This is a genomic window from Streptomyces sp. UNOB3_S3, from assembly GCF_020740895.1.
GTDB lineage: Bacteria > Actinomycetota > Actinomycetes > Streptomycetales > Streptomycetaceae > Streptomyces.
Genome location: NZ_JAILXP010000223.1, coordinates 1 through 12,163 on the forward strand (window position 1 = coordinate 1; position 12,163 = coordinate 12,163).

The 12,163-nt window shown below is 74.1% G+C and carries 12 protein-coding genes; 4 read left to right on the forward strand and 8 right to left on the reverse strand.

Annotation, left to right across the window (positions count from 1 at the left end; all coding sequences use genetic code 11):
• Both K6I33_RS22600 and K6I33_RS22605 read right to left on the reverse strand, forming a co-directional pair.
• Nucleotides 1-402 (reverse strand): response regulator (locus tag K6I33_RS22600; RefSeq protein ID WP_229356036.1); only part of this gene is annotated, 402 nt, incomplete at its 3' end.
• A 267-nt stretch (nucleotides 403-669) separates the two neighbouring features.
• Nucleotides 670-1,338: a DUF3000 domain-containing protein gene (locus K6I33_RS22605; RefSeq protein ID WP_229356038.1), complete on the reverse strand. Its 669-nt coding sequence runs from the start codon at nucleotides 1,336-1,338 to the stop codon at nucleotides 670-672.
• 91 nt (nucleotides 1,339-1,429) lie between these two features.
• On the opposite strand from K6I33_RS22605, the gene hemE reads away from it, so the two are divergent.
• Nucleotides 1,430-2,494, forward strand: coding sequence for a uroporphyrinogen decarboxylase (gene hemE / locus K6I33_RS22610; protein WP_229356040.1), 1,065 nt, complete (start codon nucleotides 1,430-1,432; stop codon nucleotides 2,492-2,494).
• A 126-nt stretch (nucleotides 2,495-2,620) separates the two neighbouring features.
• Here hemE and pcaG read toward each other — a convergent pair whose 3' ends face one another.
• From pcaG to K6I33_RS22625, 3 genes are all read right to left on the reverse strand, one after another.
• Nucleotides 2,621-3,169, reverse strand: a complete 549-nt coding sequence (pcaG, locus tag K6I33_RS22615) for a protocatechuate 3,4-dioxygenase subunit alpha (protein ID WP_229356042.1) — start codon at nucleotides 3,167-3,169, stop codon at nucleotides 2,621-2,623.
• Nucleotides 3,169-3,879: a protocatechuate 3,4-dioxygenase subunit beta gene (gene pcaH, locus K6I33_RS22620; RefSeq protein ID WP_229356044.1), complete on the reverse strand. Its 711-nt coding sequence runs from the start codon at nucleotides 3,877-3,879 to the stop codon at nucleotides 3,169-3,171. Before pcaH ends, pcaG begins: the two co-directional genes overlap by 1 nt.
• A gap of 66 nt (nucleotides 3,880-3,945) precedes the next feature.
• A complete protein-coding gene (locus K6I33_RS22625) occupies nucleotides 3,946-5,139 on the reverse strand; it encodes a thiolase family protein (RefSeq protein ID WP_229356046.1) in 1,194 nt (397 codons plus the stop codon).
• 140 nt (nucleotides 5,140-5,279) lie between these two features.
• On the opposite strand from K6I33_RS22625, the gene hemG reads away from it, so the two are divergent.
• Nucleotides 5,280-6,731, forward strand: a complete 1,452-nt coding sequence (hemG, locus tag K6I33_RS22630; RefSeq protein WP_229356048.1) for a protoporphyrinogen oxidase — start codon at nucleotides 5,280-5,282, stop codon at nucleotides 6,729-6,731.
• Nucleotides 6,732-6,741: 10 nt separating this feature from the next.
• Nucleotides 6,742-7,467 (forward strand): hydrogen peroxide-dependent heme synthase, encoded by a 726-nt coding sequence (gene hemQ / locus K6I33_RS22635; protein ID WP_229356050.1) that lies wholly within the window; start codon nucleotides 6,742-6,744, stop codon nucleotides 7,465-7,467.
• A 57-nt stretch (nucleotides 7,468-7,524) separates the two neighbouring features.
• Here the strand turns inward: hemQ and K6I33_RS22640 are convergent, their stop codons facing one another.
• The 3 genes from K6I33_RS22640 to K6I33_RS22650 all read right to left on the reverse strand — a co-directional run bounded on the left by K6I33_RS22640 (nucleotide 7,525) and on the right by K6I33_RS22650 (nucleotide 11,110).
• On the reverse strand, nucleotides 7,525-9,084 hold the full coding sequence (locus K6I33_RS22640) for an alpha/beta hydrolase (protein ID WP_229356057.1): 1,560 nt from the start codon (nucleotides 9,082-9,084) through the stop codon (nucleotides 7,525-7,527).
• 124 nt (nucleotides 9,085-9,208) lie between these two features.
• A complete protein-coding gene (locus K6I33_RS22645; RefSeq protein WP_229356051.1) occupies nucleotides 9,209-10,273 on the reverse strand; it encodes a DUF1996 domain-containing protein in 1,065 nt (354 codons plus the stop codon).
• A 6-nt stretch (nucleotides 10,274-10,279) separates the two neighbouring features.
• Nucleotides 10,280-11,110: a DUF4142 domain-containing protein gene (locus tag K6I33_RS22650; protein WP_229356053.1), complete on the reverse strand. Its 831-nt coding sequence runs from the start codon at nucleotides 11,108-11,110 to the stop codon at nucleotides 10,280-10,282.
• 341 nt (nucleotides 11,111-11,451) lie between these two features.
• Between K6I33_RS22650 and K6I33_RS22655 the strand changes: the two genes are divergently transcribed.
• Entirely contained in the window at nucleotides 11,452-12,141 is a 690-nt protein-coding gene (locus K6I33_RS22655) for a nuclease-related domain-containing protein (protein ID WP_229356055.1), read from the forward strand.
• Nucleotides 12,142-12,163 lie beyond the last annotated feature (22 nt).

Here is a 12,163-nt window from a genome sequence, read left to right on the forward strand (position 1 = left end):
GATGGGGGCGGCCCCGGGGCGGCCGGGGATGCCGAGGTTCGTACGGGTTCCGGTGACGACATAGCCTTTGACGCCGCCCGCGAGGGCGTTGCGCACGGCGCCGATGTCGTCGGCGGCGGACAGGGCCAGGCCATTGGGCCAGCCCGCGGCGCGGGTCTCGGAGAGCAGCGTCAGGCCGGAGCCGTCGGGCAGGTGGACGTCGGCCACGCAGATGTCGCGCGGGTTGCCGATGCGGGGCCGGGCCTCCGCGATGGACGAGGCCTCGATCACGTCGCGCACGCCCAGCGCCCACAGATGGCGGGTGACGGTGGAGCGGACCCGGGGGTCGGCGACGACGACCATGGCCGTGGGTTTGTTCGGGCGGTAGGCGAGGCTAGCGGGTTGCTCGAGGAGAACGGACACCAGGCCTCCAGTGGGGGGAGTGGCGGGACGGTGCCGACTTTGGGGATAAGCCGGGGCGATCCGTATGGGAAGGGTCACAAGGTCCTTCGGCAATGAAAGGGCCCGGCTTTAGGGAATGATCACGAATTGATGAGTAACAATTCGGGCAATTGAGACGATTGCCCGATCGATTCGACTGTTTCCCGGTCGGAATCATGACCGGATCACCCACCACCCTTGACCGAAAACCGCCGGTCAGGGGTGGTTCGTCAGGAAGCCGACCGGTCCTCAGCGGCTGCTGTGCGGCCCCCGCCGCTGCGGCAGCGTCACGATCCCCGCCTCGGGCGCGCCCCCCGGCGGCAGCCCCGCGATCTGGCACAGCAGGTCGCACCACGCCGACAGGTGCGCCGCCGTGTCCGGCGCCGCCCGCTCGACACCCGCCGGGCCCGGGCCCTTCGCCGGGGCCGGCGACCACGACGCCCGGATCTCGATCCGCGTCGACGGCTCCCGCTCCCGCAGCCCCCCGAAGTAGTGCGAGCCGGCGCGCGTCACCGTGCCGCTGATCGCCGCGTACGGCACCCGGCGCGCCTCCAGCGCCCCCGTCAGCCAGGACCAGCACACCTCCGGCAGCAGCGGGTCCGCCGCCATCTCCGGCTCCAGCTCCGCGTGCACCAGCGTCACCAGCCGGAACGTGCCGCCCCAGGCGTCATGCCCCGCCGGATCGTGCAGCAGGATCAGCCGCCCGTCCGCCAGCTCCTGGTCGTCCACGACGACCGCCGCCTCCAGCGCGTACGAGTACGGGGCGAGCCGCTGGGGCGGCGGTGTCGCGTCCAGCTCGATCTCGGGGCGGAGGCGTACCCCCTGCAACCCCGCGACCGCCTGCCGGAAGACGGACGGGGTGTCCTCCCCATCCGCGTCGTCCGGACCGTCCGAGAGGTGTCCCTGCGCCGCAGCCATGCCCGGAAGACTAGGCGGAAGGACGCCCTGTTCCGGGTAGGGACACCCACACGGGCGGGTCACTCGTTCGGCCCGTGCGAAGATTTGGGGCATGAGTGAGCGCAGCCAGCAGCAGACCGGCCGCACCGCGGCACATGATTCGGCGTTCCTGAAGGCGTGCCGCCGTGAGCCCGTGCCCCACACCCCCGTGTGGTTCATGCGGCAGGCGGGCCGCTCGCTCCCCGAGTACCGCAAGGTGCGCGAGGGCATCCCCATGCTCGAGTCCTGCATGCGGCCCGAGCTCGTCACCGAGATCACCCTCCAGCCGGTGCGCCGGCACGGCGTCGACGCCGCGATCTTCTTCAGCGACATCGTGGTGCCGCTGAAGGCCATCGGCGTCGACCTCGACATCAAGCCCGGCGTCGGCCCGGTCGTCGCCGAGCCCGTCCGCACCCGCGCCGACCTGGACCGGCTGCGCGCCCTCGACCCCTCCGACGTCCCCTACGTCACCGAGGCCATCGGCATGCTCACCGCCGAGCTGGGCACCACGCCCCTCATCGGCTTCGCCGGCGCGCCTTTCACGCTGGCCAGCTACCTCATCGAGGGCGGCCCGTCGCGGACGTACGAGAACACCAAGGCCATGATGTACGGCGACCCGCAGCTGTGGGCCGACCTGGTCGACCGTCTCGCGGACATCACCGCCGCCTTCCTGCGCGTCCAGATCGAGGCCGGCGCGAGCGCGATCCAGCTCTTCGACTCCTGGGCGGGCGCCCTCGCCCCCGCCGACTACCGCCGCTACGTCATGCCCGCCTCCCGCAAGGTCTTCGACGCCGTCGCCGGCTACGACGTGCCGCGCATCCACTTCGGCGTGGGCACGGGCGAGCTGCTGGGCCTGATGGGCGAGGCCGGCGCGGACGTCGTCGGCGTCGACTGGCGCGTTTCGCTGGACGAGGCCGCCCGGCGGGTGGGCCCCGGCAAGGCGCTCCAGGGCAACCTGGACCCGACGGTGCTCTTCGCTCCGCGCGAGGCGGTCGAGGCGAAGACGGACGAGGTCCTCGCGGCGGCGCGCGGGCTGGAGGGGCACGTCTTCAACCTTGGCCACGGCGTCATGCCGAGCACCGATCCGGACGCGCTGACGCGTCTGGTCGAGTACGTGCACGCCCGTACGGCGGTGTAGTTCGCCCCAGCCCCGCCCCTCGCGCGGTGTCCTCAAACGCCGGACGGGCTGATCTCAGCCCGTTGGGGGCACCTCCCAGCGGTAGCTGGGGGAGTTTGAGGACCGGGGTCCGGGGCGGAGCCCCGGTTACGGGAAGGGGCGGGTAGGGGAAAGGAACACCGTCTCCGCGTCCCCCTGCAGTCGCACATCGAAGCGGTACGTACGATGCCCGCCCGGCTCAGGTGCCGCCAGCATCGTGTCCCGCCGCTCCGGCGCCAGCGCCGCCAGCAGGGCGTCGTCCTCCGGCAGCCGGAAGTACACCCGCGTGAACAGATGCCGCGGCAGCCCCCGGACGAACAGGCACAGCGCCAGATACGGCGCCCCCTCCGGCGGTGGCAGGGTGCGCAGCGCGTAGTGGCCGTCGCCGGTCGTGGGGACGCGGGCGAAGCCCGTGAAGCGGGCGCCGTCGCGGTGGAGGCTGCCGGGGGAGCCGGTGAGGGAGCCGTCAGGGGCCGCCTGCCAGAACTCCAGGAGCGCGTCCGGCACCGGGACGCCCTCGCCGTCGAGGACCCGGCCGTGGACGGTGATCGCGTCGGGGTGGCCGGTGGGGGCGACGTCACCCCCGCCCGGGAAGGGCAGGGCCGTGCCGTAGAAGGGCCCGATGGTCTGGGACGGCGTGGCGCGCGACGACGGCATCAGTGGCGGCCCTCCTCGGAGCGGGTGGCGGCGGGGCCGTCCAGGACGATGTCCCAGCGGTAGCCGAGCGTGGCCGCCGCCGGGTCGTTCAGCCCGGGGTCGTAGGCGGCGACCAGCCGTCGCCGCGCGGCGGGGTCGGCGACGGAGTGCCACACCCCGTCGTGGGCGAGGAGCGGGTCGCCGGGGAAGTACATCTGGGTGACCAGCCGCTGGGTGAAGGCCGTGCCGAACAGCGAGAAGTGCACGTGCGGCGGGCGCCAGACGTTCGCGTGCGGGAAGACCGGATAGGCGCCGGGCCGGATCGTGGTGAAGCGGTAGCGGCCCTCGTCGTCGGTCAGGCAGCGGCCGGTTCCGGTGAAGTTCGGGTCGAGCGGCGCCGGGTGGCGGTCGAGCCGGTGGGTGTAGCGGCCGGCGGCGTTGGCCTGCCACACCTCCACCAGCTGGCCCCGCACGGGGCGCCCCCGGCCGTCCACGACCCGGCCGGAGACCGTGACGCGCTCGCCGATCGGCTCACCGGGGTGCTGCCGCGTCAGATCGGCGTCCAGCGGGCTCACATCGGCCGCGCCGAACACGGGCGCGGTCAGCTCGACCGCGCCCGGGGAGAGCGCGAGCGGCACGAGCGGCTGGCGGGGATGGCGTTCGGCGGGGCCCAGATAGGGCTCGGGGGCAGGTGTCGTCGTCTCTTCGCGTAACACTTCGGGCGCTGCCATGGCCATGGCCTACCCCGGTCCGGCGGCGGTGATCCCCCGCGTCCCCGCCGGACCGGCGATTGTCGGTCAGCGTTCGAGGACCAGCGCCTGCCCCTGGCCGACGCCGACGCACAGCGCCGCCAGCCCCGTCCCGGATCCCGCCGCCGCGAGGGCGTGTGCGACCGAGCCCGTCAGCCGGGCGCCCGAGCAGCCCAGCGGGTGGCCGACGGCGATCGCCCCGCCGCGCCGGTTGACGACGGCGGGGTCCAGCTCCGGCCACTCCGCGAGGCACCCCAGCGCCTGGGCGGCGAACGCCTCGTTCAGCTCGAAGTCCGTCACGTCCGCGAACGTCCGCCCCGCCTTCGCGAGCGCCCGCCGCACCGCCTCGACGGGCCCGAGGCCGTAGAGGTCCGGCTCGATGCCGGTGACCGCCGTGGCCCGGATCCGCGCCAGCGGTTCGCGGCCGGTCTCCCGCAGCCCCTCCTCGTCGCAGAGCAGCAGCGCCGCCGCGCCGTCGTTGAGCGGCGAGGAGTTGCCCGCGGTGACCGTGCCGCCGGACTTCCGGAAGGCGGGCTTCAGCGCGGCGAGCGCCTCCGCCGAGGTGCTGTCGCGGATCGACTCGTCCCGGGCCAGGGCGACCCCCTCCAGGGGCACGACCTCGGCGTCGTAGCGGCCGTCCCGCCACGCCTCGGCCGCCTTGCGGTGGCTGGCGAGCGCGAAGGCGTCCTGCTCCTCGCGGGTGATGCCGTGCCTGTCGGCGATCAGCTCGGCGCCCTCGCCGAGCGGGACCGTCCACTGCGGCGGCATGGCCGGGTTGGTCATCCGCCAGCCCAGCGTCGTCGAGTACAGCTCCTGGTGACCGGCCGGGAACGCCCGTTCCGGCTTGGGCAGCACCCAGGGGGCGCGGCTCATCGACTCCACCCCGCCCGCGATCACTACGGACGCGTCGCCCAGGGCGACGGCCCGGTACGCCTGGACGACGGCCTCCATGCCGGAGGCGCACAGCCGGTTGACGGTCGCGCCCGGCACGGAGACGGGCAGCCCGGCGAGCAGGACCGCCATCCGGGCCACGTTCCGGTTCTCCTCGCCCGCGCCGTTGGCGTTGCCCAGCACCACGTCGCCGACCCGGGCGGGGTCGAGCCCGGGGGACCGGTCCAGCAGGGCGCGCACGACGTGCGCGGCCAGGTCGTCGGGGCGTACCGGGGCGAGGGCGCCGCCGTACTTCCCGACCGGGGTGCGGACGGCGTCGACGATGTACACATCCCGGATGCGGTCGTTCATGGGATCTCCGTAAACGTTCGTGGCGAGTGGGACGGGCGTTGTGCGGGACGGGCGTTGTTGCGCGCGAGTCTCGGCCCGGTGCCGATCACTGTCAATGGGGTGCCGACCGGCCCGGAAGGGCGGTTTGAGACAGTGGAGGCATGAGCGCAGAGCACACCCCTTCGCGGCATGTGGTGGTCATCGGCGGCGGCGTCTCCGGCCTGGCGGCGGCCCTGCGGCTGCTGGAGGGCGGAGCGCGGGTGACGGTCCTGGAGGCCTCCGGGCACGTCGGCGGAAAGCTGCTCGCGGGCGAGATCGCGGGCGCGCCCGTGGACCTGGGCGCCGAGTCGGTGCTCGCGCGCCGCCCCGAGGCCGTGGACCTGGCCCGCGCGGCCGGCCTCGGCGGCCGGCTGACGCCGCCCGCCGCCACCGCCTCGCTCTGGACCCGCGGTGAGCTGCGCCCCCTGCCCAAGGGCCACATGATGGGCGTCCCCGGCGACCTCGCCGAGGTGGCCGCCTCCGGCGTCCTGTCCGCCGAGGGCCTGGCCCGGGTCGCGAAGGACGAGGAGCTGCCGCCCTCCGAGCTCGGCGAGGACGTCGCCATCGGCGGTTACGTCGCCGAGCGGATGGGCCACGAGGTCGTCGACCGGCTGGTCGAGCCGCTGCTCGGCGGCGTCTACGCGGGCGACGCCTACCGCATCTCCCTGCGGACCGCCGTCCCCCAGCTCTTCGAGGCGGCGCGCGAGCACGGCACCCTGACCGCGGCCGTACGGGCGCTCCAGGAGCGGGCGGCCGCCGCGCCGCGGCAGCAGGGCCCGGTCTTCATGGGTATCGAGGGCGGCATCGGACTGCTGCCGGGCGCCGTCGCGGACGCGGTGCGGGCGAAGGGCGGCACGGTCCGCACCGGAGCGCCCGTCGTGGCGGTCGGGCGCTCCGGCGCCGGCTGGCGGGTCGAGCTGGCGGACGAGGTCCTGGCGGCGGACGGCGTCGTCGTCGCCACCCCCGCGCCCGACGCGGCCCGGATCATCGCGGTCGCGGCGCGGGCCGCGGGCGCCGGTGCCGCCGTGGCGGAGCTCGCCGAGGTCGAGTACGCCTCCATGGCCCTGGTCACCATGGCCTTCCGCCGCTCCGACGTGGCGGGGCTGCTGCACGGCAGCGGCTTCCTTGTGCCGCCCGTCGACGGCCGCAAGATCAAGGCGTCCACGTTCTCCAGCAACAAATGGCGCTGGAACGCCGACTCCGCCCCGGACCTCTTCGTGCTGCGTACCTCGATCGGGCGGTTTGGCGACGAGGAGGATCTGAAGCGCGAGGATTCCGAGCTGGTATCGATGTCGCTGAAGGACCTCGGCGACGCCGTCGGCCTCGCGGCGGCACCGGTGGAGACCCGGGTGACCCGCTGGTACGGCGGTCTGCCGCAGTACCCGGTGGGCCACCTCACCCGGGTCGCCCGCATCCGTGAGCAGGTCTCCCGCATGCCCGGCCTGCGGGTCTGCGGGGCCGCCTACGACGGCGTGGGCATCCCCGCCTGCATCGCGAGCGGCCGGCGGGCCGCCGACGAGGTCCTGGCGGCCCTCGCGCCGACCCTGACGGAAGGCGCCGGCGGCGGCGAGTGAGAATAGGGACATGACTGACGCCTCTGACGCCCCTGTGAAGATCCCGAACGCCGGCAAGAAGGCCAAGGACCTCAACGAGGTCATCCGCTACACCCTCTGGTCGGTGTTCAAGCTGCGCGACGTGCTGCCGCAGGACCGCGCCGGCTACGCCGAAGAGGTCGAGGAGCTCTTCGCCCAGCTGGCGGAGAAGGACGTCACGGTGCGCGGCACCTACGACCTGTCGGGTCTGCGGGCCGACGCCGACGTGATGATCTGGTGGCACTCCGAGACCTCGGACGCCCTCCAGGACGCGTACAACCGCTTCCGCCGCACCAAGCTGGGCCGCGCCCTGGAGCCGGTCTGGTCGAACATGGCGCTGCACCGCCCCGCCGAGTTCAACAAGTCGCACATCCCGGCGTTCCTCGCCGACGAGACCCCGCGCGACTACGTCAGCGTCTATCCGTTCGTGCGCTCCTACGACTGGTACCTGCTGCCCGACGAGGACCGCCGTCGCATGCTCGCCGACCACGGCAAGATGGCGCGCGGCTTCCCCGACGTCCGGGCCAACACGGTCGCCTCGTTCTCGCTGGGCGACTACGAGTGGATCCTCGCCTTCGAGGCGAACGACCTGTACCGCATCGTGGACCTGATGCGTCACCTGCGGGCCTCCGAGGCGCGGATGCACGTGCGGGAGGAAGTCCCGTTCTACACGGGCCGCCGCAAGGACGTGGCCGACCTGGTGGCCGGGCTCGCCTGAACCCGATGACGAAGGCCGGGCCCGCCGTCCGGCGGCGGGCCCGGCCTTCGCCGTGCGTCACGTCGTGGCGCGCGGCTCCGGGCGGGGCCCGCAGTAGACGCGGCGCGCGGGGACCTCGCCGGTCAGCAGGTAGGTCTCCAGGTAGCGGTTGACGCAGGTGTTGGGCCCGCCGCCGATGCCGTGGGTGCCCGCGTCCCGCTCGGTGACCAGGGACGAGCCCGGGAGCCGCTTCTGGAGCTCCAGCGCGCCCTTGTACGGGGTGGCCGCGTCCCGTTCGGCGGCCAGCAGCAGCGTCGGCGGCAGCCCGGACTTCCGGCCGAGCCTGACGTCGAGCGGCTTCTGCCGGGGCTCCTGCCAGTAGGCGCACGGCAGGTTCATGAAGGCGTTGCTCCATGTCTCGAACGGCGCCCGCTCGGCCAGTTTGCTGTTGTCGCGGTTCCACACCTCCCAGGAGCTCGGCCACGGCGTGTCGTTGCACTCGACGGCCGTGTAGACGGCGTTCTCGTTCTCGGCCGCCCGCGCGCCCGCCTCGCCGCCGCCGGCCACCGTGAGCAGCGGCTTGTCGTCGCCCTGGAGGTACGCGGAGAGGACCTGCGCGGCGCTCGCCCAGAAGCTGTCGGTGTAGCCGGCCTTGAGGAAGACGCCCTGGAGCTGGCCGGGGCCGACCCTGCCGCCGGCGGCCCGGCGGGTCAGCGCGCGGACCGCCTTCTCGTAGGAGGCCAGCACCTCCTGGGGGGTGCGTCCCAGGTGGTAGACGGCGTGGTGCCGGGCGGCCCAGCGGCGCCAGTCGGCCCAGCGGCGGTCGAAGGCGGCGGACTGCTCCAGGTTGTTGTCGTACCAGACCTTGCGGGGGTCGGGGTTGACGACGCTGTCGAAGACCATGCGGCGTACGTGCGTGGGGAAGAGCGTGGCGTAGAGGGCGCCGAAGTAGGTGCCGTAGGAGGCGCCCACGTACGTCAGCTTCCGCTCGCCGAGCGCGGCCCGCAGGACGTCGAGGTCCCGGGCGTTGTTGAGGCTGGTGAAGTGGCGCAGGTCGGTGCCGTTGCGGCGGGCGCACCCCTGGGCGTAGGCCTTGGCCTTCTTGATCTGCTCCTTCTTGTACGCCTCGGTGGGGTGCTCGGGCGCCTGGGTGGGGCCCTTGCCGAAGCCCGCCGGGCTCACACAGGACAGCGGCGCGGAGCGGCCCACGCCGCGCGGGGCGTAGCCGACCAGGTCGTACTCCTGGGCGACGTTGTGCCACTGGGGGAGGCGGGTGAGCAGCGGGTAGAACATGCCGTTGCCGCCGGGGCCCCCGGGGTTGAAGACGATGGCGCCCTGCCGGTCCTCCTCCCGGCCGAGGGCGCGGGCGCGGCTGACGGTGAGGTTGATCTGCTTGCCGCCCGGGTGGGCGTAGTCCAGCGGCACGGTCACGGTGCCGCACTCGATGGGGGCGGGCAGGCCCTCCGAGGCGGGGCAGTCGTCGAAGTCGACGCCCCGGGCGGCGGCCAGCCTGGCCGCCTGGGCCACGCCGCGGGCCTCGGCCCGCCCGTCCAGGGCATGGGCCGGGGCGGAGGGGAGGCCGGTGAGCCCTGTGAGGACCAGGGATCCGAGGGTTCCGTACAGGGCTGCTGATCTCAGTGGCACTGGCGCTATCCCTTCATATGTAATGCGGCAAAAGGGATAATTAGGCCAGCAGTTGATGAAGTAAAGCACCGGGGTGCGATGTCGGGCGCGATGCGCCCGAAGAGAGGCCGGAGGCGGCTCAGCCGCAGCGCCGACCGTCGTTGACGCAGCGCACGACGGTCGCCATCAGCCCGGCGGGCATGACGTTGGCGAAGTCGGCGTGGTCGGTGACGGGCTTGCGGAGCTGCTCGGGGAAGCTGTCCACGGCGAAGGACGGGCCCCGGGGAACGCTGTAGGTCAGCTCCATGCGCAGCTGCGGCACGGGCGTGAGCCTGCGCCCGCAGCGGCCCGTGGCGGCGTCGGGGAAGACCAGGTGCGCGCGGTGCCCGGCCGAGTCGCCGTGCTGCCCGTCCCAGCAGCTGGGGAAGTCCAGCAGCCGTACGACCGCGCTGCCGCGCGGGCAGAGCGGGTACTTGTCGGTGAGGTGCCGGTCGGCGAAACCGGTGCAGCTCCAGCGGGCGCGGGCGTCCTTGGCGCCGTTGGTGAAGGCCTTCGCGTCACCGGTGATCGCGCGCAGGCCCTCCGGCATGGCGGTGACCTTGGCCGTGGGGTTGCCCCGGAAGGTGAGGGCCACGCTGTCGGGGGTCAGGACGCGCCCGGAGTTCCCGCCGTTCCCGTCTCCCGTCCTCTCCTCGTCCGCGGCCTCGTCCTCCTTCTCGGAGTCGCCCGTCAGGCGCAGGACGGGCCAGAAGTACGCCGACTTGTCGCCCCGGGCGCAGGTGGTGCCGGCCGCGCGCAGCGAGCCGTCGGTGGAGAAGGCGTCGGTGGAGAGGTTGCCGACGTAGTCGTGGAGGTGGTGGGCACCGTTGCGCACGCCCGGCGTGACGATGAAGTTGTCGGGGTTGCGGTGGCCGTTCTCGTTGCGGCCGCAGCGGGCGGTGAAGGTCCCGGTGGAGGCGGAGGGCAGGTTCCGGGGCGGGCGCGCGTCGGGCCGGGCGCGGCGGATGTCGGCGAAATCGGCGAGGGCGGGGCCGCCGTGGGTGTGACTGTCAGTGGGGTCTGTCACTCTGGGTGACGAAGGGCTCGGGTGGGCGGAGGCGCTGCCGGTGACGGCGGCGAAGGCGCCCGCCGAGCCGAGTAACGCGAGCAGTGCGAGGAGGATCAGGTGCCGGGCGCCGAGGCGGCGCCGGTGGGCGGCGGTCATGACGGCTCAGTTCCCTTCGGAGGGTGAGGGGGACGCGGGGGAGGAGGCCTGCGATGAGGCCTGTGATGAGGGAGAGGGCGACGGTGCTTCGGGCGAGGGCGGGGACACCGACGAGGACGACGGGGGCCCGGCCGATGGGGTCACGGCCGACGGGGCCGGTCCGGTGACGGCGGCACCCGGGGGCGACGGCGGGGCGGCCGGTGCCCCCAGCCGTGCCGCGAGGGCGTCGAAGTCGACGAGACCGGTGTCCTCCAGCACCTTCATGTGGTCCAGGACGGTCGCGTTGGCGTCCTCGGCCAGCTCCCGCACGGCCGCGTTGCGGGTGGCCGCGCGGATCTGCCCGACCAGCGCGAAGACCCGGCCGTGCGCCAGCCGCAGCACGCCCACGAACTCGCGGTCGTACGCGGCGCCGTGCGCGGCGTCCAGCCCCGACAGCCAGCCGCGCTGCTCGGCGGTGGGCTGGCTGGGCAGGTCGACGCCCAGCCGCGCGGCCACGTCACGGACGTGCCGGTCGAGCGAGGTGTGGCCCTCGACGAGATGCTCGCCCGCCCGCTTCACGGCCGCCGTGCCACCCCGCTCCATGGCCTGCTGCCCGGCGGGCAGCTCCCAGAGCCCGGCCTGGCGGACCCGGGCGACGAAATCGCGGTCGGCCGCCGACAGCGGCCCGAAGCGGGTGGACACCGAGCCCGCCGTGAGATCGGCGGCGCCCGTGCCGGGGCCCGCGCGGTCGCGGTACGACCAGAGGGGGAAGAGCAGCGCGGCCGCCGTCGCCACCAGGGCGGTGACGACCAGACCGGTGCCGGTGAGGGAACGTACGGCGCCTTTCGGGGATCGCATGGCACCTCCTTGTGCGGCACCGCACGTTAGGGGCCCATCGCTGATCGCCAAGGGGATTTTGGGAAGCCGCACCGGCGGGCGGGCCCCGGAACCCCGGGCCGACCTGCGGCTCCGCCGCTCCGGAGGAAACCGGCGGGCGGCTGTGTGCCACGTCACTTCCGGGGCGAGGGCCCGCGAGGAGCGGACCGCCGCCGATAAGGTGCGCGCCTTCGCAGCCGGCCCGGGCATGGACGAGGCCCCGCGATCGGGGGGATGTCGCGGGGCCTCGACCGGTTCAACGGACGTCCGATTGGGTTGGTTCCCGCACTTCTGCGGCAGTATGGCGGGTGGGGGTGATGGGCGTGCGCGAGCGGCCGGAAGCGAAGAGGAGCGCGAACGGAAGGGCTTACGACCCCGAGAGGCTTTTCCTCCCACCCGACGACGACCTCGCCCCGAACCGGCCCGGGGAGACCCTGCGCGCCCGGCTCGACGCGTCCCGGACCGGCCGGGTGGGGCTCGCGCTCGCCCGGCTGCTCGGCAGGCGGCCCGTGGAGGACACCTGGCGCCGGGAGCTGGCCGCCCAGCAGGCCGTCGGGTCGGCGCTGGAGCTGCTGACGGCCGGCGGCTGGGAGGTCGTCCACTCGATCGTCCTGCCGGGGGACGCCGTGATCCCCCATCTGCTGATCGGCCCGGGAGGCGTGTTCTGCGTCGCCCCCGAGCCCGCCCACGGGGCACGGCTCACGGTGGACGACACCGCCGTCCGCTACGCGGGGGAGCGCCACCCCCGCCCGTACGTCCGGCGGATCCGGCACAGCGCGGCGCGGTCCTCGCTCGTGCTCTCGCGGGGCTGCGACTTCCCCGTGCGGGCGTGGGCCGTCCTGGTGCTGGTCGGCGCGGCCGAGGTAGAGAAGGCCGACCCGCCGGCGGACGTACGGGTGCTACGGGACCGGGACGTGCCCGGGCTCGGCGGGCTGGGCGGTGTGCTGCGCCCGGAGCGGGTGGACCGGATCCACACGGTGGCGCGCAACCGGCGCGTCTGGCTCGGGGCGTGACCGGCGCCGGGCCGAGGCGGCG